Here is a 26505-nt window from a genome sequence, read left to right on the forward strand (position 1 = left end):
TCCTATAACGCGAAAAGCAGCAAAATCAAAAGAATCACGTTGATATAAAGCACATATATCTGAACCCGGCCTTCCTGGATCCAGCGCAGACAGGCCAGAGCCCGGTCAACGGCCCGGAAAACAGGGGCGAATAAATAACGGTGCGCCGTGTCGTCGGCATGGGCGCTGAACGAGGCGTTTCCGGGAAAAAATTCTTCGGGCAGAATGCCGCTGGTTTTGATATCCAGCGCGCGGCGGAACATATTGGTAATCGGCTGGGCGAATGACGAGGCGGTGTATTGCATTCGGGGGGAAGGTTGCGCAAAACCGCAGTCCCAGGTACCCGTCTTTGCCGTTGAGCGGCCGCGAAACAGACAAATTCTTAAAATGGCCAGCAGAAGCAATAGGAAAATTAACAGCAAAGAAGCCGCGCTGATCCAAAACGTAACCGTTTTCAGCATAAGCGCGGCGCCGCCGTTTGGATTCACCGGTATTCCGGCGATGTTTCCCGTTGCCGCGCAGAGCGCCGGCACGAGAAACGGCGCCGCGAGAGCCATAACCAGACAGGCCGCGGAGAGAATGAGCATGGGCAGCCGCATGGCCAGGCCGCATTCATGAGCGTTTTGCATTTCCGGGCTGCGCGGTTCTCCGAGAAAGACCACCCCGCATGCCTTTGCAAAACAAGCCGCCGCCAGCCCGCCGATTAAAGCCAGCGAGCCGATTACGGCTATGCCGGGGATGAGCACGCCGGTTTGGTTGTGCAGGACGCATAATAATGCCGCCGTATAAATAAGAAATTCGCTGACAAACCCGTTCAGGGGCGGCAGACCGGATATTGCGGCGGAACCGGCCAGAAAAGCCGCGCCGGTTACCGGCATAACTTTCAAGAGACCGCCCATTTTTTCCATGTTGCGGCAATTGACCGCATGCAGAACGGAGCCGGCCGACAGGAAAAGCAGGCCTTTGAAAATCGCGTGATTGGCGACGTGCAGCAGGCTTCCGGCAAACCCGGCCAGCATTATGAAACGGCTGCCGCAGCTCCAGCCGATTAGTCCCAGTCCGAATCCCAGGGCGATGATGCCGATATTTTCAACGCTGTGATAGGCCAGCAGCCGCTTTAAATCGTGCTGGGCGAGCGCGAATACAACGCCGAGTATGCCTGAAACCGCTCCGGTTAACACGAGCAGCCAGCCCCACCAGGCCGGCGGCGGCCCGGAAATGGCAACGAACCGGATCATGGCGTAAATGCCGGTTTTTATCATTACCCCCGACATTAAGGCCGACACATGGCTCGGGGCCGCGGGATGAGCTTCCGGCAGCCAGACATGCAGGGGATAGAACCCGGCCTTCGTGCCGAATCCGATCAGCGCCAAAATGAAAAGCAAGTTGAGAAAAGCGGCGTTTTTACCCTGGATTGCGGCAAAAGCGGCAAAATCAAACGAACCGGCGGCGGCGCCCATGAGAACAAACATGGCCAGCAGAAACGCCGTGCCGAGATGGGTGGCCACCAGATAGGTCCAGGCGGCGCGCCGCACTTTTTCCCGGCCGTTTTCAAAGGCAACCAGGAAAAAAGAGGAGAGCGACATGAGCTCCCATGCCAGCAGGAATAAAACGGCGTTCCGCGCAACCACGACGAGCGCCATGCCGGCCGCCAGCAGGCTGAGCCAGAGCCAGGCGGAACGGTCGCCGGGATTCTTTCCGGTAGCCGCATTGTAACCCCACCCGTATAAAGCGCAAAGGATTGTCATGGAAAAAATCACACAGAGAAAAAAGCCGGAGAGCGAGTCAATCTCAACCGCAAACGAACCCAGCGGCAGGGGCCAGGCCGGCCGCAGCGCCAGCGCGCGGCCGTTTATCAACGGCCGTATCGCCACGGTCAACGCGCCGAGCGAGCCGAGGATAAGGCCGGCCGCGCCGCTGAAGGCGGATAACTTTCGGCGGCGGCCGGTGAAGGCGGATATAATGCCGCCGGTGATCATGAGCAGGAGATAAGCAAGAAATGCGTTCATCATCATGTTTTGCCTGTGGCCGGCGCGAAGGATGCTTCCACCCTGGCCAGGCCGCATATGATTTGAGCGCTCTCGGCCTGCCGCATGATAAGCTCGCGGAAGCCATTGTCCTGAAGGGCGAACGCCAGGCGCGAGAGGAAATGCAGATGCATCCGGACCGCGGGCGTGATTATGGAAAACAACGCGAAAACCGGTTTGCCGTCAAGCGCCTGAAAATCAACCGGAGTCTGCAGAAAGCCGATGGTAACCTGCGGCTCCGCGACTTGCAAGACGAGCGGATTGCGCGCGTGCGGCACGGCGATTCCTTCCCCGATGGACGTGGAGGCCATTTCCTCGCGCGCCAGGAGCATTTTAAGAAGCAGTTCGCGGTCGGCGCCATGGGGCAGCCGCAGGGCGGCGACCAGCGAGCGCAAGGCGGATTTTTTATCCGTCCCTTCCAAACCGTAAAAAACACCGCCTGATTTCAGGGCTTCCGAAAGCAGGGGCATGCGCGCGGCGGATGCCGCTTTTTCGTCGTTTTTGACAAATTCACGGGAAATGGCCTTATGATGCTTAATGGCCCATTCCAGCAATTCGGTCCGGTTGAAACGGTATTGGTCATGGACCTTGCGGGCCGGAATTTCGCCGTGCCGTATCATCCGGTAAAGCGTTTTTTCGGAGATATTTAGAAACCGCGCAACGTCGTTGATTGTAAGCTGCATTTTTTTCCTTCAGAGGGGGGACAATAATAGCTTTGCGGTTTATGTCAATAGGTCCCTTCGGCGGACGCGGCCGGGCCGGGGGGGGGGGGCATATCACTTCCGGGTTGGGGCGAAAAAGCGGGCAGTTATCTCCATCGGCCGACATGCAAATTCTATTTGCCTTGATTTTCACAGTTTGTCAGCTAATGTTTTTTGTATAAGTGTAATTACGCAAACTTAATGACACAAGCCGAAGCCATGCCGGTTGTCAAGGCGTCAAGCCTGATCAAAAATGCGGCGATATGGCAATTTGTTGCCGACTATTTTGTGGAAGTTCTGGAAAAACATTGTTTGGGACAAGCCCTATGTATGAATTTGATCCGGCGGCGGCACGTTTTCGCGGGCTTGGTTACGGCAGGGTGAGCGAAAAGTTTGAAATCAAGATACATCGTTCCCTGCATCTTATGCGGGACGGACAACCTATTTCGTTATGATCCTGACAAGGATGAAATTCACTATTACAGGCATGCTCTTCCCAAGACTAAAGAGTCCTGTAATCTCATGTATCCGGGGGCAGGCCCCGTTGATTCCATGGTCAATGGCGGCGACGGGTATCTTTATATCGGCGAGGCTTTCGGCAACCTTGACCGGCTTGATCCCCTTACCGGCGCGGTAACGGAATTGGGCAAACCCACAAAGCATACCCGCCTGGCCGCCCTTGAAAAAGGGCCGGACGGGCGTTTGTACGGCATCGCCGGTTTTCTCGGCAATTGCCACCTTTTTGCTTATGACACGCAACGGAATGCGTTTGAAACGTTCGGCCGTATTGTTGATTCGTTGACCGGAGAGCCGCTGTTCATCGGGCATGACATGTGTTTTACGGAACCGGACACCATCATGCTGGGCGAGACGGACACCGCGCATCGCGCCGGGTATCTCTGGGAATGCAAGCTCAATTAAGGAAAGAAATAAGCAAATATGAACAAGATATTGCCGACTCCGCAATGGGCGTTGCCGGGCAACGCCCGGTGGGCATGGTGGTGCTGGGAACCCATTGATCATTACCGCCGTTCGGGGTTGCAATACGCGCCGAACGGATCCGAATGGCTGGAAGACTGGTATCAAAGGATTCATGACAAAAACACCGTGAAAATGATGGCTGACCTGGGCGTTAATATCGCCGTCACCCACTATTTTAAGGGGATGGGAATTGACTTTGAAAAGCCCGAAATGGAAAGAACGGCAAAACTGGCGGAGATATGTCATAAATATGGCATAAGGGTGATCGGTTATACTGCCCCGGATCGGACAGCAAAAAGATCAATCTTTTAAAAAAGGAGGGATTCCGCGAAGCGGCGCGCTTGAAGGATTATTCCTCCCGCGATGGGAAACCTTTTGACATGGCGATCCTCCGCGCGGAAAAAAAAAGAGTCATCAGAATACGCGGGGAACATCCGAGAAAGACCGGGGTATAGCCGGCCTTTTCAGCCTGATCGTGGGCGGGGCGGCCGCTGGAGTTTTAGCGCCGGAAATGTCAAAAACCGTGATGAAAAGCAAGAAAATAATGCTGGGTAAGGATGATGTGGGTATGAAATATATGCGCGCCGCGGATTATTTCGCGCCGCATCGGCAAGACGGCATCAATAACATTGAGCCGCGGGTATGGTCCGCTTTGGGGCAGACGTATCCCGTGAAATCCTTTTAAGGAAAGAGGCCTTGCCGCAGCCGCCCGCAGCGAATGCGTGGGCAGGGTCAGTGTTTTTTTCCGAAGAGGGCGAAAAAGCGATCCTCGTATTCTTCAAACAACCCGAACTTGTGAAGTTTGTTTCCGAGGGGGGAGATCATGGATTTATCGCGGCTGGCGATGAGAAAGCCGCGCTCTATCTCATCGCGAACGGCGCGCGGGGTTCCGTTGATGTTTTCCAGGAGGCGGCTGCGCCCCAATTCGTTGAAATTATGCGGGGCCGAGCTGCGGATGACGTCCACCATGAATTTCAACAAACAGACGTCCCACGGATCGTCCACGCCGTGAATAAGAGCGGCCATCGGGTCGTTTTTTCCGGCAAGCCGTTTTTTAACCTGCTCAATTATTTCCTTCACGTTGCCGGAAACAATCTGTTCGCTGGTTTCCGTCTTCTGGATCTTGAAGCCGTATTGCAGTATGCGCAAATCCTTGGCGTGCTCCTTGAGCCAGTCAATGTACTGGTTGGCCTCGCTGCCGAAGCCCTCCAGCATTTCGCTGGCATAATAAGTCGGGGTGATAATCTGCGGCCGTTGCGACTGGATGGCGCCTTCGCGGATGCGGATGCGGTTCACCGTATCCATCAACTCGCTGACTATGTGGTAATGGAGGCGGGTTGCGCCGAAAGTTTCCAAATGATTTTTCGGCATAACGACCACTTCGGTGTTATTGACCGCGTACCAGAAACTGTCGCTCTTGATTTTACCCATGTTTGTTTTTTTAACAGGCCCATCCCGGCATGTCAAGACGGGAATACGCTCTGATAAAGTTAATTATAACGACAAAAAACAAGAAAATTACAAAGACAAGCAATATGCATATTCTCACAGAGCGCCCAGAGAACACAGAGAAAGCAGGTTTTTTTTATTCCGCGGCGGAATAAACATAGAGGTCTTCGCCATAACCTTAATAAATTTTTTCGTATTCGCCGCGGCTGATTTTTTTGAGCTTGTGAAATCCAGCCTGTTTCGCCCGCGCGTCGGCGTTTGACTGCGAAGCGCCGACGTTTGGAGCGGAGATCAGGCGGACAATTTTCGCACCGCATTGCGGGCATTTTAAGACAACCGGGCCGCTCCCGCGCTCAAACCGCTCAAAACCGTTCCGGCAGAAGGCGCATCCCCCGGCCGGATCGCCGGCCTGGTATTCCCGAATAGGCATCGCATCCCCCTTTGCTTGTCTTTTCTGCTTGACTAGACGGCAAGGCCGTCTTAGCTTTGAAACCGATTAATTATAATGGAAAGGAGCGGATAATTGAAGATTAAAATCATTTCATTCCTTGGCGGCCTCGCCTGGATTCTTACCCTAACCTCCCCCTCCCCGGCCGCCATGGAATCAAGGGCGGCCGATCCCTATCTGGGCGCAATCGTGATTGACGCCGGCAGCGGCCAGGTGCTGGTCGCGGACCATGCCGACGAAAAAGGCTGCCTGGCCAGCGTTTTGAAGCTCATGAATTTGCTGGTTGTTCTGGAGCATGTCCAAGCGGGCGCCCTGCGCCTTGACGACAAAGTAATCATATCGGCCGAAGCGGCTAAAATCGGCGGATCCCAGGTTTATCTGAAAGAAAACGAGGTTTTCACGGTGGATGAATTGCTTTACGCGCTCATGGTGCAATCGGCCAATGACGCGGCCACCGCGCTGGCGGTTCGGACCGCGGGCAGCAAGGAAGGATTTGTCGCGCTCATGAATCAACGCGCCCTGGCGCTGGGCATGAAATCAACCGTATTTTATTCGGTCCACGGTCTGCCGCCGGATGGCGCCCAACTCCCCGATACAACCACCGCGCGCGATATCGCCCGCCTTTCCAGGGAACTGCTCAAGCATTCCGACTGTCTCCGTTACACTGCGTGCCGCGAACACGGATTCCGCAACGATCAATTCATCATGCGCAATCACAACCGGCTTTTGGCTTCATTCCCCGGTTGCGACGGGCTGAAGACCGGCTATTTCCGCAAGGCCGGCTATTCCATCGCGGCCACGGCCAAACGCGGCGATGAACGCATAATAGCGGTTGTTCTCGGGAGCAAGTCCAGAATAACCCGCGATAAAACGGCGGCGGAATTGCTGGCCAGGGGATTTGCGATCATGGCTCAAAAACGGTCGTTTGCGCCGCGCGCCGCGCCTTTGCCGGATGAGCCGCCGCCGCCCGAAAAGGAAACGCCGCGCGCCCGGCGCGGTCTTCTACTGGTTATTCCGCTGGTTGTCCTGGCGGCCGGCGCGATTACCTTTTACTGGCATTTCTTTCGTCCGCGGAAATGATGATTCGCGGGGAAGGGTTTAAACCGACTTTCTTGAGCTTGATTCAGGTTAATATTTAATCATGGAAGGCGCCGCATCCCCATGCGGCGATCCCGAACGGCACATCGCCGAACAGGGGTTCGGCTCCTTCCTTAATTTTGTGTTTTTTGCGGCAAGATTGGAATTCCCATGCCTTAAAGTATCTTGAACTTGGGCAGGTCCTGAATATCCACCATGCCCACCAGCCGTTGGGCGGAGTCAATTACCAGCAGATCGTCTATATCGCGCTCTTCATATATTTTCAGCGCGTCAATCGCGAGCGCGTTTTCCCGGATGGTAACGGGGTGCGGCGTCATGACCGACCGGACCGGCCATTCGGGGATATTGCGTTTCCGGGAGATCATCCGGCGCAAATCGCCGTCGGTGAAAATACCGGCGATTCTGCCCATCTTGTTGACAACACCCACCGAGCCGGACCGCGCGCTGGTCATTGCCAGGATGGCGTCCTTGACTTTGGCGTTGACGGGCACGCTGGCAAGCCGGTCGCCCTGGCGCATGATATCGGCAACTTTCAGGAGCAGGGTGCGGCCGATCGCCCCGCCGGGATGCAGTTTGGCGTAATCCTCCTTTTTGAATCCGCGCGCTTCCAAAAGCACGATCGCGAGAGCGTCGCCCACTGCCAGGGCGGCGGTAGTGCTGGCGGTGGGGGCCAGGTTGAAGGGACAGGCCTCGCGCGCGACGGGCGTATGGATGATTTCATCCCCGGCCAGAGCGGCCGCGCTTTTCTCCACGCCGGTCATGACGATGATTTTTGCCCCCTGGCGGCGCGCGGCCGGAATGATCGCGAGCAGTTCGTCCGATTCGCCGCTGTAGCTCAGGGCCAGCAGGACGTCGGCTTTGCCGATGATGCCCAGGTCACCGTGCATGGCCTGCGAGGGATGCAGAACAACGCTGGGCGAACCGGTGCTGGAGAGCGTGGCCGAAATCTTCTGGCCGATATAATAACTCTTGCCCACGCCGGTTACGACGATTTTGCCGCCCTGCTTCAGGCTTTCCAGGATCAGCCGCGTTGCCCGGCTGAACCGCTTGTCAAGACTGCGTTTGACCCGGTTGATTTCCAGGATCTCAACCGCAAGCACCTCGCGCGCGCGTTTGATTGCTTTCATAACTTTTTTTCCGAAACTACAATATTTGCATAAGACCGCCCCCGGAGTCAAGAACGGCAAACCGGTTGTCCGGCGCGGCCGGCCGGCGTATTTTTCAACAACAGCACCCGCGCGCCCTCAATAACCAGCAAAAGCGCCAGCAGGAGCAGGAACGCGGCAATGATCCCGATCAGCGTCAATTTGTATTGGCCAATTAAAAGAAAGAGAGCCCAGACCGTCATAACCACCATAAATATCATCGGCAGAAAGATAAACGCTGTCCTTTTTCCGTTACTTTTCAGCCAGACCATCACCACCAGCAGGGCCAGCCCGGCCAGGAGCTGATTGGTTGCCCCGAAAACCGGCCAAACCGCTTTCCAGGCCGGCAGGGGATTGCCTTGCGCATCCTTTATGGTCATCAGCACAAAAAGAAGCGGCAGAACCAGCGTGGCGGCCGTTGAAAAGTAACGGGAAACAGCGCCGCGGATATTGAAAAACTCCTCAAAAATATAACGGCTTAACCTGGTGGCGGTGTCAAGCGTGGTAAGTATGAAAGTTGAGAGGGCCAGCAGACCAAAGGCGGAACCAATACGTATCGGCACGCCGAATACGCCCAGGAATTTTGCCATGCCGTTGCTGTAAATCGCCAGGGGCGCTTTTTTTACAAACTCGCTCTCCAGCGGCAGCATGGCCACCACCAGCAGGGCCATAACGGCCACCACCCCTTCCACCAGCATCCCCCCGTAGCCGATTTTTAAAGCGTCCCTTTCGCGGTCTATCTGCTTGGAGGTGGTGCCCGAGGCCACCAGCGAATGAAAACCGGAACAAGCCCCGCAGGCAATCGTGATGAAAATAATCGGGGCCAGGTGGCCGAGCTGGTGATCGTGCCAGGATTTAAACGCCGGATAGGAAAGCGTGAAGCCCCCCATGAGAATTCCCAGGAACCCGCCGATCACGGAAACATACAGCAGGTAGGAAGAAAGATAATCGCGCGGCTGAAGCAGCATCCAGACAGGAACGGTTGAGGCAACAAAGCAGTAAATAATCAGAATAACGCACCAGGCTTTTTTAGGGTCCATCCCCGTCCATTCCCGGAGCACGGTTTCCGGTATGGGCGCAAGCTGGCCGAGCCATACGAACAGGAACACGAGGGGCACAAAAAGCAGCGACATCAGGCGGATGGAAAACTTGAAACGATAAATGCAAACGCCAAAACCCAGGGCCAGCAGGATAAAGCCCATTGAAGAGGAAGCAACCCCGCCGTCGTTCACGAAAGTTTCCGCCGTCAAATCGGTAAAAACGGTCAACACATAGACCAGCGCCAGCCAGATAAATACGAGCAACAGCCTGAAAGCCAACGGTGACATTGACGCGCGGGCAATCTGCGCCAGCGAGCGGCCGCCGTGCCTGATTGAGGCGAATAATGCCGCAAAATCCTGCACCCCCCCGATGAAAACCGCGCCGATCAGCACCCAGAGCAAGGCCGGCAGCCAGCCGAAGGCCAGCGAGGCAATGATCGGCCCGACAATCGGCCCCGCGCCGGCGATTGAAGAAAAATGGTGCCCGAACAAAACCGCCGGCCGGGCGGGAACCCAGTCAAAACCGTCGTAATGCGCATGGGCAGGGGTCGGCCGCGCGTCGTTTACGCCGAGCCGTTTCTCCAGAAAACGCCCGTAAAAAAAATAAGCGGCGATAAAAAACAGAATTGCGGCAATAAAGATAATGGTCAACATGATTCTTTACCGCCGAGACGCAGAGAACGCAGAGGGTTGAATATCCTGAAAATATTACTCGTCAGCCCCCGCGCCTGCGGTGAATTTTTTTGTGGTTCCTTATTCAGGCATCGGCGGCAGTTTCGGCTTCGGCAGGCCTTTGACCAAAAGGTCAATCCTGACCGGTTTGTCCGTCCGCATGCTTATATTGGCGGCGGCGCCGATGAGAATGCTCATCGCGCCGCTGGCGTAATCCGCCGCCCGCATAAGTTTATCCCCGGCCGGCTGCGCTGAAAAGAGGTCTTTCATCAATGCGTCATCGCCGCCGCCGTGGCTGCCCTTGCCGAATTTTGTCGGAATGTTCATGGCCGGCTTGAAATGCGGATACAGCCGGATGTGTTCGCCGGCCTTGACGGAATCCGGCAGTTTTTTGCCGCCGCGGATCGGAAAACCGATATTGTCAAATTCCAACCGCCCTTTGGTGCCGTTAAAGGCGAAGTGAAAACCTTCCCACGGCGTAAAGGCGTTCAGGGAATACGAAAGGAATGCGCCCGAATCGTAACGGACCGCAAGGTTCATGGTGTCCTCAATATCAATGCCCTTGCCGAACACGCAGCGGTCGCGGACGTAACGGTCGTATTTTTCACATGCCAGGTACATTGCTTTCGCGTCCTCACTGCCCTTGAGATCAAAAAAGAACGGGCATTTTTTCTGATGACGGCATTCCAGACAGCGCTGGGCATGGCCCTTTAAGCCCAGCCGCTCCGCCGTGCCGCTCTGGTCTCCGTAAAAACTGCGCGCGCCCATGGCAAAAACCTCCACGGGATTGGCGGAAAGGAACCAGTTGACCAGGTCAAAATGATGCGATGCCTTGTGAAGCAGCAGGCCGCCGGAGGATTTTTTTTCGGCATGCCAGCGCCGGAAATATGAAGCGCCGTGGTTGACATCCAGCATCCAGCGCAGGTCAACCGAAAGAATCCGGCCGATGACCCCGCTCATGAGAAGCTCTTTGACCCGCATCATCGGCGGCATGTAACGGCAATTAAAGGTTATCATGAGCCGCCGGCCGGTTTGTTTGACCGCCTTCACGATCCGCCGGCATTTCTTTTCATCAATCGTCATCGGCTTTTCGCAAACCACGTCGCAACCGAGATTCATGGCCCTGACGATGTACTGGTCGTGGGTGGAATCCTTGGAGGTAATCACCGCCACGTCCGGTTTTTGCTCCCGGATCATACTGTCAAACTGCGTGTCAAGATAAACCGGAACAGGTCGGCTTTTCAATTCAGCAACGATGCGGCGGTTGCGCAAATCAAGCCGGCCGCGGTTGTTGTCGCAGAGCCCGACCAACTCGCACTCGGCGCGCATCGTTTTCCCCAGCGCCGCCGTGTAAGGCCAGGAGCGGCCGCCGACGCCGACCTGGACATATTTTTTCCGTCTTCTCATTTTTGTCCTCCAGAAATAAAGACCGCCAAAGGCGGCAACCGTATTTGATCAAGGTAGGAGCCGCATCCCTATGCGGCGATTCCGGACGACCAAACATACATCGCCGAACAGGGGTTCAGCTTCTGCCTTGATTTTGCGCTTTTTTACGGCAAGATTGTCCTCCGTAGGCGGATCCGCCTCAGGCGGAAAATTCCTATGCCATAAATCACTATTGCAAAAACCGCATCGCCGCATAATATAACTCTCGCGTTCAAGGTCAAGCGGAAATCCTTTTGTTGCAAACGCGTTCGCCGGCAGACGAAGGGGTCGCAATTCATGCGCGCGTTCATCGCTATTGTTTTAACCGCCCTTGCGGGTGGAACATCCGTTTACGGAGAGGAGGCATTCATGGCGGGAAATCTGGAAGGCAGGAAGGTGTTGATCATTATAGGGGCGGAAGGTTTTCAGGACGAGGAGTTCGGCCAGCCGTTCGCTCTGCTGAAAAAACTCGGGGCAACGGTGAAAACAGCCTGCTCGTGCAAAGACCGGGCTTTGGGAAAATTCGGCCGGCAGGTGACTCCGGATTTCACGCTGGACGAATGCCGGGCTGGCGATTACGACGCCGTCGTTTTTATCGGCGGCCCCGGCGCCTCCGAATATTTCACTGACGCCCGGGCCCATGCCCTGGCGCGCGGCGCCGCCGCCGGAAACAAGGTGCTTGGCGCAATTTGCATCGCGCCCGTTATCCTGGCCAACGCCGGAATATTGAAAGACAAAGAAGCGACCGTTTTCCCTTCCGGAGAGGATGTGCTTGTCCGCGCTGGCGCGCGGTTGAGCAGAAAAGACGTGGTAATTGACGGCAAAATCGTGACCGCCCGCGGCCCCCAGGCGGCGCGTGAATTCGCCGAAACCCTGGCGCGCCTGATGCGATGACGGCCCGCAGCATCCAAAAAACTTCCGCGGCCGCGATTGCAAACCGCTGAATGCGTTATCATGCGCGCCCCGCCGGGAAACCCGGGTTAAAACAAAACTCCCCGCGCTAAAGGCGCGGGGAGTTTTCGTTTTAAGCGAAGGATTGGTTTTATTTCTTCCGGCCCTTGGCTTTGGCTTTCTTGGCGGAACTCTTTTTTGCCGGCCGGCACGGTTTGCATCCACAGGTTTTACACATGCTTTCACCCCCTTTATTTACATTCTACACCCGGCATCCGGCCATGACCAGAAAAAAGCTTTATTTTTTTGCGGAATTTGCTATTCCTAAACATGACGTAAAAATTACAAATTATGAAAATAGCATGGATAGGCGCGGGCGTGATGGGCCAGGCCATGGCCAACCGGATTTTATCGGCCGGCCATGACCTGGCGGTTTTTTCAAGGACGAAAAAAAAGGCCGCCGGCCTGATGGCGCGGGGCGCGCGTTGGGCCGGCAGTCCCGGCGAAACGACCGTTGGCGCGGAATTTGTCTGTTCAATGGTCGGTTATCCCTCCGACGTGGAGGAAGTTTGCCTGGGACCGCGCGGCGCCCTGCGCCGCATGCCGCCCGGAACGGTTTATATTGATTTTACAACCAGCAGTCCCGCGCTGGCCATGGAAATATTTGAAACGGCCAAAAAACGCGGCGTGGCCGCGCTGGATGCCCCGGTTTCGGGCGGAGACGTCGGCGCACGGGAAGGGAAACTTTCCATCATGGTCGGCGGCGCGCGGGCGGCATTTGAAAGAGCCATGCCTCTTTTCAAATGCCTCGGCAAAACAATCGTGTTCCAAGGGGGAAAAGGCTCCGGCCAGCATGCCAAAATGGTCAATCAGATCATGATTGCCGGGACAATGATGGGGATGTGCGAAGGACTGCTTTACGCAAAAAGGGCGAAATTGAATCCGGAAACCGTCATGGCAAGCATCGGCGCCGGCGCGGCGGGCTCGTGGAGCCTTGCGAATCTTTATCCGCGCATTATCAGGCGGGATTTCGGCCCCGGGTTTTATGTTGAGCATTTCCTCAAAGACTTGCGCATCGCCTTGCGCGAGGCCCGGCGCATGAAACTTGATTTGCCGGCGCTCAAGCTGGCCGAGAAATTATACGCCCGGCTTAAAACCACCGGCGGCGCGCGCCGCGGCACGCAGGCGCTGATCAAGGAACTGGAAAGGAGGCCGAGGCGCAAAGACACATAGGCAGAAGGCACAAAGTTGAGATGATCTTTTATCCTATATGCCTGTGCTGTTCTGTGCCTCACTTGCACACATGAAAATAATATGCACAACCAGCATTCCTTTCGCCCGGGAGGTTTTCGGACCGCTGGGCGAGCTTGAAATCATTGAGCCGCGCCGGATTTCGCCGGCCGCGGTCAAGGACGCGGAGATCTTAATCTGCCGCTCAACCCTGAAGGTTGGCGGCGGACTGCTTGCAAACAGCCGCGTAAAATTCGTCGGCACCTGCACCATCGGGCACGACCATCTTGACGCCGATTACCTGGAAAAAAACGGCATAACCTGGACCGCGGCGCCCGGCTGCAACGCCAACAGCGTCGCCGAATACGTTACGACCGCCCTCCTTTACCTCGCCCGGCGCCACGGCTTTCAATTGCGCGATAAGACCATCGGCATTATCGGCGTGGGCAATGTCGGCCGGCTCGTGCTCAAAAAGGCCAAAGCGCTCGGCATGCGCGCCCTCCTGAACGATCCCCCGCTCTACGATCAGACCGGCGAGCCGGCCTACCGCCCGCTGGACGAAGCGCTTTCCTCCGCCGATATCGTTACCCTGCACGTGCCTTTGACAACATCGGGAAAATACCCTACTTTTCATCTTGCCGGCCGCGATTTTTTCAGCCGGGCGGGAAAAGGTCGTATTTTTATCAACGCCGCGCGCGGCGCCGTTCTGGATTCGGATTGTTTTCTTGAAGCCGTCCGCGGCGGCATTGTTGCGCACGCCGTAATTGACTGCTGGGAAAATGAGCCGGCTTTCCGGCTTGACGTCATGGAAGCGGCCGACGTCGCCACGCCCCATATTGCCGGTTACTCGCTTGAGGGCCGGGTCATGGGAACGGTGCTGGTTTACCGCAAGCTGTGTAAATTCCTCGGGAGGGAGCCGGCTTTATCGCTGGAAAACCTTTTGCCGCCGCCGGTCGTGCCGGAAATCCGTCTGGATGCTTCCGCGCTGTTGGATGAAGAGGCGCTTGCCAGTGTTGCCGGCCGGATTTACGATGTTGCCGCCGATGACCGCCGTCTGCGGGAAAACGCTCCGGAGGACGCCGCCGTGCGGAGCATAAATTTTGAACTGTTGCGCAAACATTATCCGGTGCGCCGCGAATTCCGCTACAGCCGGGTCGTTTTGCAAAACGGCGGCGAATCCCTGGCCGAGCGCCTCCGCAAACTGGAGTTTCAAGTTGCTTCCGGATAATGTTCACCGCCCGCTTCGCCCTGAAGTTAAACGAAGCGCATGCTTCAGGGATTCGCTTGACGCAGAGTTCGCAGAGGTAATCCATTTTCTCTGCGTTCTCTGCAGTAAAAAAACATATTTTGAAAAATTTAATCCACAGTTTGAACCTGGATGAGATCACGCAATTTTGCGCCAGCCGCAGCCAGCCGCAATACCGCGCGCGCCAGATATGGCAATGGCTCTATTGCCGTTACGCGGAAAGCTGGCCGGAAATGAAAAATCTTCCCGGGCCGTTCCGGGATGAACTGGCCGGCCGTTTTTCGGTTGCGCCGCCGGAAATCGCGAAAATGCGCAGCGAAAGCGGACCCGGCTCCACCGCCAAGGCCTTGCTGCGTATGTCCGACGGCGAATTGATAGAAATGGTGTTTATCCCCGCCAAGGGCCGGACCACGCTGTGCGTTTCCAGCCAGGCGGGGTGTAAATACAAATGCGCTTTCTGCGCCAGCGGCCAAAACGGATTCCGGCGCAGCCTGTCCGCCGGCGAAATAGTCGGCGAGGTGGTCCTGGCGGCGCAACAGCTCGGCGGACCTCCGGGCCATGTGGTCTTCATGGGGATGGGCGAACCATTTGACAATTATGAGAACGTGTTGAAAGCTGTCAGGATTATAAACGATCCCGAGGGCTTGAGCATCGGCGCCCGCAAAATCACCATCAGCACCTGCGGGGTTATCCCGGGTATTGAGCGTTTGGCCGGCGAAGGTTTGCAGGTGGAACTATCCGTCTCGCTCCACGCCGCCGATGACGCGCTCCGCTCGCGCTTGATGCCGGTGAATAAAATTTATCCGCTGGCGGATTTGCTGGCGGCCTGCCGGAAATATGCGGAGATAACGGGACGGATAATCACGTTTGAGTGGACCCTGATTAAAAATGTCAATGATTCGCGCGAGCAGGCGCGGGCGCTGGCGCGGGCGTTGGATAAAATCCATTGCCGCGTCAACCTGATCATGTTCAGCCCGGTGGAAGAATTTGAAGGACGCGCGCCGCCGCCTGAAACGGCCGGGATGTTTGTGAACACGCTGGAACGCGCGCGGATCAACGCCACCATCCGCGCTTCCAAGGGCAAAAACATTGATGCCGCCTGCGGACAACTGCGCCAAGCGGCATTATAACCGGCAAAAAGGAGAAACCGTGCCGAAACAATGGCTGCGGACATTGCAAAAACTCGTCAGGGAACCGGTTGCTTTTGACCCCTCGCGGTTTGAAGACCCGCTCGCCGCCCGGACGGCCTGGACGCCGTTAAAGAGGGGTGGCGCAAGTTTTTGCACCCGCAAACTTGTCAGGATCAAAAACTACCGGATTGAATTCCACGCGGCGCCGCAGGCCGTCTTGTTTTATTCTTTGTTTCTGGCGGGCGGCCTGGCGGCCATGCTTGGTATAACTTACGTTAATTTCACCGATGGCGCGCTGGGGCTGAACGCCAACACAATAATACCGATCGGGTTAGGCGCCGTATTTGCCGCCGCCGGCGGGGCCATGCTTTATTTTGGAACGATTCCGGCGGTCTTTGACAAAATGCGCGGTTGTTTCTGGCGCGGCCGGTCGGCGCCGGCCGGCGCGCGCGGCGCGGACATGACCGGAACTTATACCGAATTCAGCCGGATTCATGCGCTCCAGATTATCGCCGAGCTTTGCCGCGGGAAAAACAGTTCCTATTACAGTTATGAATTGAACCTGGTCCTGGATGACGGCCGAAGAATCAATGTGGCCGATCACGGCAATCTTAAGAAAATCCGTGCGGATGCCGTCGCGCTCGCGGAATTTCTCGGCAAACCTCTCTGGGACGCCGCGGGCTGAGGAATTATGCCCGGCTCATTTTCACCGGAGCGTTCTTTTTCGCGCTCAGGTAAATCGCGTCCAATAGTTTCATCACGGTCAAGCCCTCCTCCCCGGTCGCAATGTGCGGTGTCCCGTTTAAAATGCATTCCACGAAGTGGTGCATGGCGCTTTTGGCGGCCGGCCCCGGGGGATGGAGTTTCATATCAAACTGGCATCCCGCCCGCTCCATAAAAATCTCGGCCTCAAATTTATAACCCTCGCCGATATTACGCTGGACCAACCCGCCTTTTGTGCCGTACAAACGGGTCTCTATGAATTCCTGCTCGGCGATATTGGCCGCCCAGCTTGCTTCAACCTCCAGCGAAGCGCCGTTTTTGAATTTGATAAAGCCGGCCGCAAAATCCTCCACGTCAAATTTTTTCTTTTCCTTTCTTGCCAGCGGGCCCGCGATTTTATTCCAGGCGTCGCCCATTACCCATTCCGGCCTTGGATAGTTCATCAGCCAGAGCGCCAGGTCAAGCCGGTGGACACCGAGGTCAATCAACGGGCCCCCGCCGGCCAGCGCCTTTTGGCCGAACCAGCCGCCGAACCGGGGCATACCCCGGCGCCGGTGCCAGACCGTACGCGCAAAATAGACATCGCCCAGGATGCCGCTTTCAACCTGCTTTTTCAATGCCCGGGATTGTTCCGTGAAACGGTATGAAAAATTGATCATAAGGCGTTTCCCGGACTTTTTTGCGGCCATGATCATTTCCCGCGCTTCGGCGGCGTTCATGGCCAGTGGTTTTTCGCAAAGAACATGGCAGCCGGCGCTGAACGCGGCCAGAACCAGCGGCTTATGGAATTTGTTCGGAACGGCCACGCTGATTATGTCCAGTTTTTCCTTGTTCAGCATGGCCTCCGCCGATTCGTACCGGCCGGCGATTTTGTATTCCGCGCCGATTTTAGCCAGACGTTCCTTGTCCGGATCGGCCACGGCCGCCACTTCCGCGGCCGGGTGACTCTGATATCCGGCGATATGAGCGCGACCCATGCCGAGCCCGATAACTCCAACACGTATTTTTTTCATGTTTTCCTTATTTTTTTTCTTCCGCGCTTTGCACATCCTGCACGACGCCGGTATGGTCATATTGGACTTTTCCGGGATGGATTTTTTCAAGCGGCTTGACGTTCGGACAGGTCTGGGAAAGATTAATCCGCGGCGCCGCCCAGCGCACGGCATTGGCGATCACCCGCATGATCTGCGGATTATAAAAAGTGGGGTAACTTTCGTGGCCGGGCTGGAAATAGAATACGCGGCCATGGCCGCGTTCCCAACAGCAGCCGCTGCGGAAAACCTCCCCGCCCTCAAACCATGAAATAAAAACGACTTTATCGGGCGGCGGAATGTCAAATCGTTCGCCGTACATTTCCTCGCAGGGCAGTTCAATGTATTCGCCGATTCCAGCGGTAATGGGATGTCCGGGCTCAATGTTCCAGAGGCGTTCTTTTTCGTCCGCCTCGCGCCATTTCAGGGCGCCGGTGGTGCCCATGAGCGCCCTGAAGATTTTGGAAAAGTGTCCCGAGTGCAGCACGATCAGGCCCATGCCTTCCAGAACCCGTTTTTGGACGCGCGCAACCACTTCGTCGTCAACCTTGGCATGGGCAATATGGCCCCACCAGGTCAGGACGTCGGTTTGCGCCAGGACCTCCTCGGTCAGGCCGTGTTCGGGTTCGTCCAGGGTGGCGGTGCGCGTTTCCAGACCGGGATATCCAGAGAGATTTTGCGCGAGGGCGCCGTGGATGCCTTGCGGATAAATTTTTCTCACGGCCTCGTGTGTTTTTTCGTGGATGCCTTCATTCCAGACGGTTACCTTTATTTTAGTGTTCATGTCTTTTTCTCCTGTGCGGTGTTTTTTTTTGGCAACTCCGGCTTTTAGCAGCCGCGTTGCGGCCTACGCCGCTCACGATTTTCGTGCAATATTCGGGTAGTAAAAAGGTAGGATAATTACGCTTATTTTCAACTTGATTTATTGGAAGAAAACTTATATTTTTAGGATAAAACATAGTAAAAACCATGCCTTCTTCCGATACCCTCCGTCTCTACCGTGAAACCTTGCAGGCCCAGCTCCATTGCCTTCAAGGGGGGTGTTTTAAGTTTCATTTGCCGCGTCCTTTGGGAAAGATGGCAAGAATTGCCGGGACGCATTTTCATTTTGACCCCGAACTTTTCATCCAGATCGGCGGGTTGACCGATTTCACTTTTCCGGAGGAAAAGACGCGGCTAATGGCGGGCGAAAATCTTTTGGTCCCGCGCAGGCTGCCGCACAGCGAGATTGCGCGGGATTACAAAGGGAATTTTCTGAACATGGTGGTCATGTTTCCGCGCGAAGGCGTCAGCATCCATGCCGCCGCCAGGAATAAACAGGGGCATCCCCAATCCTATGGCTTGGAATATTTCCGGACAACACAAGGGCTCCGGATTGAACAGTATCTTGATGATATTGCGGATTTCTATCATTCCGGCGGGGATGAAAAAAAAGACCCGGAAGTTGAAAAGGCCGTCCGGGGGCTTTTCCAGGCGGCTTTTGCCGCGCTGCTCCTCATCGTCAACCGGAACGGGGCGCCCGCCCGGACCGGAGAACATCCGAAGATTGAGGCATGCCGGAAATTAATCATCAGCCGCATTTACGATTCATCGCTTTCGGTCCAAAAACTGGCCGGACAAATCCATTGTTCCCCGGATTATCTTTCCCATCTTTTCGCAACGGAAACGGGCGAGCGCCTCGTTGATTTCATCCATCAAGAACGGATTGCGCTGGCCAAACGGCATCTGCGCAATCCGGCTCTGAGCATCAAGGAAATTGCCTGGGCCTGCGGTTTTGCCGACCAGGGTTATTTCACGCGCCTGTTCAGGCGTCTGGCGGGCGAAACGCCGAAAGTTTTCCGTAAAAAATGCGGAGAATCCCCCTGATGCGATAACGCGAAACGCATTGACAGATCACAGGCGGGAAATTAACTTGATACGCATCATTATTTTTCTTATTTTTCCCGTCAAAACAACTGGGATGAACGCCGGCCGGGAAGGGCGGCGTTGCCCGGCGTGACGCCCGCAGATCCGCCCGGACCGCGGCGCGCCCGGAATTAATAAAATGAAGTGCCGTCTTGAGAGCCGCAAAATTCCGGAGAAAGAGGTTCTTCCGCAGGAGAAAAACCCCGCCGATGCGGTGGCCTACCTTTCCGATGAATCGCGTTTGCCGGGCCGCGCCGAAAAAATATTTTTTCCGCAGTCCGAAGGCGGCATTGCCGCCATTTTACATGCGGCCAAAACCGGGGGCAAATCCGTAACCGTTTCCGGCGGACGCACCGGCATTGCCGGCGGAGCCGTGCCCGGCGGCGGCTGGCTCATGAGCGTTGAAAAAATGAACCGCGTGCTCGGATTGCGATTTGATGAAAAACGCGATTGCTTCTTCCTGCGCTGCCAGCCTGGAACAATCCTTGAAGCCCTGAACAGGATGATTGCCGAAAAACATTTTGAATCCGAAGACAGCTGGCCGCCGGAATCAAAGGCGGCTCTTGAATTGTTCAGGAAACCGGGAAAATGGCGCTTTGCGCCGGATCCGACCGAAGGCTCGGCCGCCATCGGCGGCATGATCGCCTGCAACGCTTCCGGCGCGCGCACTTTTCACTACGGCCCCACCCGCGCTTACGTGGAGGCCCTGCGGCTGGTTCTGGCCGAAGGCGTCCTGCTGGATATCCGGCGCAACCAAAGCTTTGCCGCGCCGGACGGCTCCTTCACGCTCGTGCTCCCGGACGGCCGGGAACGCCCCGGGAAAATTCCATCTTACCGGATGCCGGCGGTAAAAAACGCGGCCGGTTATTTTGCGAAGCCGGGCATGGACCTGCTGGATTTGTTTGTCGGCTCGGAAGGCACCCTGGGAATCGTGACCGAAGCCGAGCTCATGCTCGTCAAGGAGCCGGAAATGATCCTGGGGGTGATCGGCTTTTTCCCCTCGGAAGAAAACGCGCTTGATTTCGTCCGGGCGGCCCGCGGCGAAAAACTTTCCGGCCATCTCCCGCTTTTGGGCGCCCGTCCGCTGGCCATTGAATATTTTGATTATCGCGCCCTCAATTTGCTGCGCGAACAAAAGCTTAAACTCGGGTCTTCGGCTGAAATTCCAACCCTGCCGGAAAAGGCGCACACAGCCGTTTACATTGAATTGCCGGCCACGGAGGAAGAAATGGAAAACCGGGCCGAGGAGCTGATGGCTTTGCTGGAAGCCTGCGGCAGCAGCGCGGACACGGCCTGGACCGCCTTGACGCCGGAAGAAACCGAAAGATTGAAAAAATTCAGGCATGCCCTGCCCGAAGCCGTCAACCAGCGCATCGGCGAACGCGCTGCCGCGTGTCCCGGCCTGACCAAGCTCGGCACTGATTTTGCCGCGCCGGACGCATTCCTCGCGGAAATGTTCCGCTTTTACCGCCGGACCCTTGACGAGGCAAAACTGGAATATGTGATTTTCGGGCACGTCGGCAACAACCATGTCCATATCAATATCCTGCCGGGGGACACGGATGAATACCGGCGCGGAAAGGAGCTTTACCTGTGGCTGGCGCGGACAATCCTAAAATGGGGCGGCACGGTTTCCGCCGAGCACGGCATCGGCAAGCTGAAAAAACCTTTTCTGGCCCTGATGTTCGGCGAAGAGGGCATTGCGGAAATGCGCCGGGTTAAAAAAACGTTTGACCCCGAAGACCGCATAAATCCCGGCAATATGTTTTAATGCGGCAGCGCCGTTATCCAAAACTTTCCCGGCCGGAGGCGCGAAATCAAGTGTTTAAAACATATTTTTTGCATTTCGCGGATTTTTTTGTTAAATTACACCCCTTAATACCCAAAAGGAAAGGAAACAAAAAAAATGAGTGCGCTTAAAGGAAACATGCTGATCGCCCAGAGCGGCGGTCCCTCAATGGTTATCAATCAAAGCCTGGTCGGCGCCGTGATTGAGGCCAAAAAACACAAACAGATAAAAAATATTTACGGAGCCCTGCACGGCATCAAGGGCGTGCTGGAGGAAAAAATGATTGATCTTCGCCGGGAAAGCCCCGCCGCGCTGGAAGCCGTGGCGCAGACTCCCTCCTCGGCCCTGGGCAGCGTCCGCAAAAAACCGACCGCCGACGAATGCGTCAAAATATTCGCGATCCTGCGCAAATACAACATTCGCTATTTCTTTTATATCGGCGGCAACGACTCGGCCGAAACTGCCAATATTATCCACGAGGAATCCAGGAAGGAAAATTACGACCTGTGTTGTTTCCATATTCCCAAGACAATTGACAACGATCTGCTGGAGAATGACCACACCCCCGGCTTTGCCAGCGCCGCCCGGTTCGTGGCGCATGCCCTCATGGGCGACAACCTTGATAACCGCGCCCTGAAGGGCGTCAAGATTGACGTCGTCATGGGCCGGCACGCCGGTTTTCTGACGGCGGCCTCGGCCCTGGCGAAAAACTATCCCGATGACGGTCCGCACCTGATTTACATTCCGGAGCGGCCTTTCTCCATGGAAAAATTCTGCGAGGACGTCAAAAAAGTTTACGACCGGCTCGGCCGGTGCGTCGTGGCGGTTTCGGAAGGCATCTCCGATGAATACGGGATCGCCATCGCCACCAAGTTCATCAAGGAAACCGATTCGCACGGCAATGTACAGCTCAGCGGCACGGGCGCCCTGGGCGACCTGCTGGTAAATGAAATCAAAACCAGGCTCCAGATCAAACGCGTCCGGGCCGACACTTTCGGCTACCTGCAGCGTTCATTCCCGGGCATGACATCCAATGTTGACGCCCGCGAGGCGCGGGCCGTCGGCATTGAAGCGGTCAAAACGGCGGCCGGCGGAGAATTGCAGGGCTCAATCGCCATTCGCCGCAAACCGGGCAAAAAATACCAGGCCTATTTTGAGCTGGTTCCCCTGCAGAGCGTGGCGCGCAACGCGCGCCCTATGCCCGATGAATTCATCAACGCCGCGGGAAACAATGTAACTGAAAAATTCCTCGCCTACGCCCGCCCGCTGCTCGGCGACCTGCCGAAAATCGGGCGATTCAAGGGCGTAGCTGTCAAAAAAACGGCGGGAAAATAAGCGGCTATTGCCGGAAGGTTTTAAAGAGGTCATGTTGAAAGTGGACTGAGCGCGGAAATCTTATCGCGTTCCGGTTCTCGTTCAACAGAGCACCGGCGGCTGGTTGGTCGCCGCCAGCACGCTCAGCCATAAATCGCCCTCGGGATAAACGCGCTTCTTGTTCCGGACGACGGTCGCGATCGGGACATGGACGCGGATGTTGTTGGTAAGCCCGATCAGCATGCCGGTTTTGCCCGCCATGCCGGCGTGCACCGCCAACCGGGCCAGCTGGTCGCAGAGAATGCTGTCGGCGCAATCCGCGGGCACACTGCGGATAAAATAAGAAGGGTCAAAATATTTTATCCTGACCGGCATGTTCTCCGCCTTGAAATAGGCGGTTATCTTCTGCCTGAGAAATTCGCCGATGTCATTCAAAAGCACGTTGCCGGAAGCGTCCATTTCTGTGCGCAACTCTCCCATCAGTTCCTGGCCGGCCCCTTCGGCCACGACAATGACCGCGTGATGCCGCGCCAGCAGACGCTTGCGCAAGGCCTCCAGGAACCCGTTTCTGCCTTCCAGCTTGAACGGCGCTTCGGGGATAAGCGTAAAATTGACGTTTTGGCTGGCGAGCGTCGCGCCGCAGGCGATGAAACCGGCGTGCCGTCCCATTAATTTCACAAGGCCGATGCCGTTAAAGACGCTGGTGGCCTCGGTATGGGCGCAGTCCAGGATTTCCTGCGCTTTCTGGATTGCGGTGGTGAAACCGAACGATCTGGAAACAAAAGAAATGTCGTTGTCAATCGTTTTGGGAATTCCAACGATGGCGATCGGAAGTTTGCGGCGCTGTGTTTCGCGGAATATTTCCAGAGCGCCGCGCTGGGTGCCGTCGCCGCCCACGCAGAGCAGGAGGTTGATTTTTTCCTTCTTCAGGAAATCAACCATGACCCCGGTTTCCACTTTCCCGCGCGACGTGCCCAGAAACGTGCCGCCGTCTTCCTGGACGCCTTTAACCGTATCCATGTCAAGCGTCATCGGCGGATCGCCGACCGTCGGGTTGAGCCCCTGATAGCCGTAACGGATGCCCAGGACCTCACGCACGTCATAATTCACGGTCAACTCGTGCACCGCCGATCGGATCACGTTGTTGAGTCCCGGCGAGACGCCGCCGCAGGTTACAATGGCCGCCTTCGTTTCCCGGGGGTTGAAAAAAATCATCTCGCGCGGGCCGGCGATTTCAAAAAAAACGTCGGCCGGACGCTCGCGGGTTACGCCGATTTCCGCCTGGTAACGGGCTTTGGCCCGGTCGGTGATAAAAGGCGTGCCGCCCGCGCTCCACTCCTTTTCCCTCAGCGGCGACGGATATTTTGCCTCGCCTAAAACGGCAATTCGGGTGTCTTGCGGTGTGATCATTTGTCGCTCCTCCAAAGGTAACCTTGCCCCTGAACAATTAGTGGAAATTAACACAGCTTCCTGATAACATAAAGAATATACTGCCGGATTTTCAAGAGCGGGAAAGAAGGGGTTATGGCGGAAACAATTTTCATGCTGGATCAAAGCTTTATGCCTGGTTATAGCTTGAAACATGCCGGCAATCCGCGTAAACGCATGCCGTCATTCTTTCCTGTCAATATCAATCGGCCGCGCTTGCCGTTTTGGTTTTTCGTGATGTTCCATGGACGGCGCGGCGGCTTTCCCTCGGCAATGTCCCGCCCGGAAAACATTCTAACATTCTGCAGAATGTTGGAATGTTTTTTTCGGGGGATGAGACGACCGCCCGTCAAATGAGACGCGTTTCCAATCTCCTGGCCGGCGGACTTTAAATCCGGAAAGCCGATTGTGTAAATTCCTATATTTTTACGTTGACTTACTTTTAGTTATACGCTTTACTTGAGGGCATGAAAACAACAGTAAGAACGGATGACGTTTATTTCTCCACCAAGGGCCAGGTGGTCATCCCGCGCTGGCTGCGCAGGGAATACCAGATTGAAGAAGGAACGCGCGCAGTTGTCTATCCGGAAGGCGACCATATCATTGTGAAACCTGTTACCGGGCGGTTCATTCGCGGACTGCGGGGGTCGTTGAAAGGGACGAAGGCAATGGCGGTGTTGCAGGAAGAACGTCGGCGCGAGAGGGAGTTGTAACATGGCAACCTGTGTTCTGGACAGCTGGGCGCTGATGGCTTTTTTCCAGGATGAACCGGCGGCAGAACGGGTGGAACGCTTGTTGGAACAGGCGGCCGCGGGCCGCGGCAAACTACTGCTCTCGGTTATTAACTGGGGGGAAATATATTACTCAATTCTGCGGACGGCAGGCGAAGCAATGGTGGAACAAAAAGCGCGGGAAATTACCGCATTGCCGATTGAAATTGTCCCCGTGGAATCCGACCTTGCCCTGGTGCGCCAGGCCGCCAGCTACAAGGCCGCAAAAAAGATGTCTTACGCCGACTGTTTTGCCGCAGCCCTGGCAAAAATCAAAAAAGCCGAACTTATCACCGGCGATCCGGAATTCAAGCAGGTTGCAAATGAAATCAAAATTGGCTGGCTGAAATGACAAGGAAGTTCGATTTTCGCCACGTTTTATACGTGAAGATACGCGCAACAATTCTCATTATGGCGGGGATCGTGATGGGCAGAAGCGGTTGGGGTGGTTTGGTATGACCCGAATATTGCACGAATTTCGTGCAATATTCGGGAATTAATTTGATGTATAGGAATTTCAATGTTCATTTTTCGAATTCAAAAGAAAAGGTTGTGTGGGTGGCGTGGTCAATAAAGATGCGTTTTTTGATTTGATCGAGCATAAAGCGGTTTCCCTGGTCATCGGTGTAATCGACCGGAGCCAAGAAACCAGTTTTGCAAGCAGGGCAGGGGATCAAAAATGGGCAAATGGGGTTCTGATGGCAGAGTTTGGCAACCAGCCGGAGTTGCCGGCGTGTGAGAGTTTTCTCGTCATGGCATTCGGAGCAACGGAAGAGGATCGGGGGATGTTTTTTAAAGAAGTTGAAAATGGCCATGCGCGATCTCCTGATAAAAAGGGTTGAGAGAGCGAGCAGGAAGGACGAGATACGAGAAACGGAGCTGGGTGTTACAGCTCGGACAGCGGAGCGGATCGGCGCCAAAAGATGAGATAAGCATTTGCCGCCAGCGGCAGAAAACGGAACGAGCGTAGTTTTGGGACTGTTTAAGAAGCTTATAGACGACAGGAAGGAGTTTGCCGCGAACGCGATTGGCCAGAAAGCCGTAGTAGCGGATGTTGCGGAAATAGCGGTCTGGGATATGAGCGATGAGTTTTGCGAGGAAGTCGCGGGCGGCAAGAGAGACGGTTTGGGTGGTGTTGGTATAATGATCAAGGTATTCAAAGACAACTTGTTTGCCGTCGTAAGATTTAAGGCGTGATTCGCCGAGCGGCGGGCGTTTGAGATATTTGCCGAGATATTCTATGGTGGCTTTGCGATTATTGGACTGTTTATTGAGATGGACGACCCAGGTTTTTTGATAGAGGAAATTGAGCCAGGAATTGAAGGCGGAATAGGAATTAAGGTGCTTGAGCTGATGCGGGAGTTTAAGGCGGCCGGCCTTGAATTCGGAGCGGAAGAGGGCGATAACAGCATAACGCCAGATGGATTTGAGGACAGCATGATGAAAATAAGCGTTTCCAATCCAGCTTTTATAATCCAGCGCCAAGCCGCCGGCTGTAGTGGAAAGATGAATATGGAAATTACGTTTGAGATCGCGGCCGAAAGTATGATTGGCAGAGTAGATGCCCGGGATGAAATGCTGTTGGGCGGCAAGGTCTTTAATGATGTTGGCCGGGATAGGACTAAGTTTATTGAAAAGGCGACGGTTGAGCCAGAGGAAAGGCTGAAGATGATCCGGCAGGGTAAACGTGATGTGTTGCCAAAGGGTGTCAGGGAGGATATTAAAAGCGGTTTTGATCCAATTATCAGTGTTCTTTTTGCCGCAGGAGGAACAGAAACGGGATTTACAGGAATGAGGCGCCTTGATCGAATGGAAGCATTTTGGGCAGACAAAAACATGCCAGCCAAGCAGAGAAGTCCGGCAGGAAAGCATTTTGAAAACATTAACGATAATGGCCTTGCGCATCAACTCGCGGTGGGCGAGAAAAAGTTTCCACCAGTTGCCGTTATCAATGAAGATATCCCGGATTTTAATTTGACCGCTGACGAATTCCATAAAGGTAATATAGCAAATTAAAACGTTGATAAAAGATAAAGTTGCCCTCCCGATCGCGCTTCGCGCATCGGGATGGGCCTAATTCAAT

26 protein-coding genes are annotated in these 26505 nt (G+C 55.4%); 15 read left to right on the forward strand and 11 right to left on the reverse strand.

Going from position 1 to position 26505, the window contains the following annotated elements:
* Window positions 1-2 precede the first annotated feature (2 nt).
* The gene (locus PHP98_04935; GenBank protein MDD5482977.1) at window positions 3-1988 is read right to left on the reverse strand and encodes a proton-conducting transporter membrane subunit; all 1986 of its coding nucleotides are present in this window, start codon (window positions 1986-1988) and stop codon (window positions 3-5) included.
* A gap of 2 nt (window positions 1989-1990) precedes the next feature.
* Window positions 1991-2689 (reverse strand): PTS sugar transporter subunit IIA, encoded by a 699-nt coding sequence (locus PHP98_04940; protein ID MDD5482978.1) that lies wholly within the window; start codon window positions 2687-2689, stop codon window positions 1991-1993.
* A 540-nt stretch (window positions 2690-3229) separates the two neighbouring features.
* Here PHP98_04940 and PHP98_04945 point away from each other — a divergent pair.
* From PHP98_04945 to PHP98_04955, 3 genes are all read left to right on the forward strand, one after another.
* Entirely contained in the window at window positions 3230-3628 is a 399-nt protein-coding gene (locus PHP98_04945; GenBank protein MDD5482979.1) for a hypothetical protein, read from the forward strand.
* An 18-nt stretch (window positions 3629-3646) separates the two neighbouring features.
* Window positions 3647-4000, forward strand: coding sequence for a hypothetical protein (locus tag PHP98_04950; protein MDD5482980.1), 354 nt, complete (start codon window positions 3647-3649; stop codon window positions 3998-4000).
* Window positions 4001-4199: 199 nt separating this feature from the next.
* Entirely contained in the window at window positions 4200-4373 is a 174-nt protein-coding gene (locus tag PHP98_04955) for a hypothetical protein (GenBank protein ID MDD5482981.1), read from the forward strand.
* Window positions 4374-4420: 47 nt separating this feature from the next.
* Here PHP98_04955 and PHP98_04960 read toward each other — a convergent pair whose 3' ends face one another.
* The gene (locus PHP98_04960) at window positions 4421-5119 is read right to left on the reverse strand and encodes a hypothetical protein (protein ID MDD5482982.1); all 699 of its coding nucleotides are present in this window, start codon (window positions 5117-5119) and stop codon (window positions 4421-4423) included.
* A gap of 196 nt (window positions 5120-5315) precedes the next feature.
* Complete coding sequence (locus PHP98_04965) at window positions 5316-5567, reverse strand: zinc ribbon domain-containing protein (protein ID MDD5482983.1); 252 nt, start codon at window positions 5565-5567, stop codon at window positions 5316-5318.
* A 93-nt stretch (window positions 5568-5660) separates the two neighbouring features.
* Between PHP98_04965 and PHP98_04970 the strand changes: the two genes are divergently transcribed.
* A complete protein-coding gene (locus PHP98_04970; GenBank protein ID MDD5482984.1) occupies window positions 5661-6665 on the forward strand; it encodes a D-alanyl-D-alanine carboxypeptidase in 1005 nt (334 codons plus the stop codon).
* Window positions 6666-6838: 173 nt separating this feature from the next.
* On the opposite strand, the gene PHP98_04975 is transcribed toward PHP98_04970, so the two are convergent.
* The 3 genes from PHP98_04975 to PHP98_04985 all read right to left on the reverse strand — a co-directional run bounded on the left by PHP98_04975 (window position 6839) and on the right by PHP98_04985 (window position 10947).
* On the reverse strand, window positions 6839-7810 hold the full coding sequence (locus tag PHP98_04975; protein MDD5482985.1) for a KpsF/GutQ family sugar-phosphate isomerase: 972 nt from the start codon (window positions 7808-7810) through the stop codon (window positions 6839-6841).
* A 47-nt stretch (window positions 7811-7857) separates the two neighbouring features.
* Entirely contained in the window at window positions 7858-9522 is a 1665-nt protein-coding gene (locus PHP98_04980) for a carbon starvation CstA family protein (protein ID MDD5482986.1), read from the reverse strand.
* A gap of 99 nt (window positions 9523-9621) precedes the next feature.
* Window positions 9622-10947, reverse strand: coding sequence for a Gfo/Idh/MocA family oxidoreductase (locus tag PHP98_04985; protein ID MDD5482987.1), 1326 nt, complete (start codon window positions 10945-10947; stop codon window positions 9622-9624).
* A gap of 387 nt (window positions 10948-11334) precedes the next feature.
* Here PHP98_04985 and PHP98_04990 point away from each other — a divergent pair, with 387 nt between their 5' ends.
* From PHP98_04990 to PHP98_05010, 5 genes are all read left to right on the forward strand, one after another.
* The gene (locus tag PHP98_04990; protein MDD5482988.1) at window positions 11335-11859 is read left to right on the forward strand and encodes a DJ-1/PfpI family protein; all 525 of its coding nucleotides are present in this window, start codon (window positions 11335-11337) and stop codon (window positions 11857-11859) included.
* 348 nt (window positions 11860-12207) lie between these two features.
* Window positions 12208-13089 (forward strand): NAD(P)-dependent oxidoreductase, encoded by an 882-nt coding sequence (locus PHP98_04995; GenBank protein MDD5482989.1) that lies wholly within the window; start codon window positions 12208-12210, stop codon window positions 13087-13089.
* Between the two features lie 70 nt (window positions 13090-13159).
* The gene (locus tag PHP98_05000) at window positions 13160-14314 is read left to right on the forward strand and encodes a 4-phosphoerythronate dehydrogenase (GenBank protein MDD5482990.1); all 1155 of its coding nucleotides are present in this window, start codon (window positions 13160-13162) and stop codon (window positions 14312-14314) included.
* A 119-nt stretch (window positions 14315-14433) separates the two neighbouring features.
* On the forward strand, window positions 14434-15462 hold the full coding sequence (gene rlmN / locus PHP98_05005) for a 23S rRNA (adenine(2503)-C(2))-methyltransferase RlmN (GenBank protein MDD5482991.1): 1029 nt from the start codon (window positions 14434-14436) through the stop codon (window positions 15460-15462).
* A gap of 19 nt (window positions 15463-15481) precedes the next feature.
* Window positions 15482-16147 carry a hypothetical protein gene (locus tag PHP98_05010; protein MDD5482992.1) on the forward strand — a complete coding sequence of 222 codons (666 nt, stop codon included), beginning with the start codon at window positions 15482-15484 and terminating at the stop codon, window positions 16145-16147.
* Window positions 16148-16151: 4 nt separating this feature from the next.
* Here the strand turns inward: PHP98_05010 and PHP98_05015 are convergent, their stop codons facing one another.
* The gene (locus PHP98_05015; GenBank protein MDD5482993.1) at window positions 16152-17198 is read right to left on the reverse strand and encodes a Gfo/Idh/MocA family oxidoreductase; all 1047 of its coding nucleotides are present in this window, start codon (window positions 17196-17198) and stop codon (window positions 16152-16154) included.
* A gap of 7 nt (window positions 17199-17205) precedes the next feature.
* Entirely contained in the window at window positions 17206-18000 is a 795-nt protein-coding gene (locus PHP98_05020; protein ID MDD5482994.1) for a ThuA domain-containing protein, read from the reverse strand.
* A gap of 185 nt (window positions 18001-18185) precedes the next feature.
* On the opposite strand from PHP98_05020, the gene PHP98_05025 reads away from it, so the two are divergent.
* The 3 genes from PHP98_05025 to PHP98_05035 all read left to right on the forward strand — a co-directional run bounded on the left by PHP98_05025 (window position 18186) and on the right by PHP98_05035 (window position 22245).
* A complete protein-coding gene (locus tag PHP98_05025; GenBank protein MDD5482995.1) occupies window positions 18186-19082 on the forward strand; it encodes a helix-turn-helix transcriptional regulator in 897 nt (298 codons plus the stop codon).
* A gap of 178 nt (window positions 19083-19260) precedes the next feature.
* Window positions 19261-20892 (forward strand): FAD-binding oxidoreductase, encoded by a 1632-nt coding sequence (locus tag PHP98_05030; GenBank protein MDD5482996.1) that lies wholly within the window; start codon window positions 19261-19263, stop codon window positions 20890-20892.
* Between the two features lie 135 nt (window positions 20893-21027).
* A complete protein-coding gene (locus PHP98_05035; GenBank protein MDD5482997.1) occupies window positions 21028-22245 on the forward strand; it encodes a 6-phosphofructokinase in 1218 nt (405 codons plus the stop codon).
* An 81-nt stretch (window positions 22246-22326) separates the two neighbouring features.
* On the opposite strand, the gene PHP98_05040 is transcribed toward PHP98_05035, so the two are convergent.
* Window positions 22327-23634: an ATP-dependent 6-phosphofructokinase gene (locus PHP98_05040; GenBank protein ID MDD5482998.1), complete on the reverse strand. Its 1308-nt coding sequence runs from the start codon at window positions 23632-23634 to the stop codon at window positions 22327-22329.
* A 485-nt stretch (window positions 23635-24119) separates the two neighbouring features.
* Here PHP98_05040 and PHP98_05045 point away from each other — a divergent pair, with 485 nt between their 5' ends.
* The 3 genes from PHP98_05045 to PHP98_05055 all read left to right on the forward strand — a co-directional run bounded on the left by PHP98_05045 (window position 24120) and on the right by PHP98_05055 (window position 25264).
* Entirely contained in the window at window positions 24120-24365 is a 246-nt protein-coding gene (locus tag PHP98_05045) for an AbrB/MazE/SpoVT family DNA-binding domain-containing protein (protein ID MDD5482999.1), read from the forward strand.
* Window position 24366: 1 nt separating this feature from the next.
* Entirely contained in the window at window positions 24367-24774 is a 408-nt protein-coding gene (locus tag PHP98_05050) for a type II toxin-antitoxin system VapC family toxin (protein MDD5483000.1), read from the forward strand.
* A gap of 211 nt (window positions 24775-24985) precedes the next feature.
* On the forward strand, window positions 24986-25264 hold the full coding sequence (locus tag PHP98_05055) for a hypothetical protein (protein ID MDD5483001.1): 279 nt from the start codon (window positions 24986-24988) through the stop codon (window positions 25262-25264).
* Here the strand turns inward: PHP98_05055 and PHP98_05060 are convergent.
* Complete coding sequence (locus PHP98_05060) at window positions 25215-26327, reverse strand: IS91 family transposase (GenBank protein ID MDD5483002.1); 1113 nt, start codon at window positions 26325-26327, stop codon at window positions 25215-25217. The genes PHP98_05055 and PHP98_05060 overlap by 50 nt on opposite strands.
* Window positions 26328-26505 lie beyond the last annotated feature (178 nt).

It is taken from the genome of Kiritimatiellia bacterium (genome assembly GCA_028715905.1).
GTDB lineage: Bacteria > Verrucomicrobiota > Kiritimatiellia > JAAZAB01 > JAAZAB01 > JAQUQV01.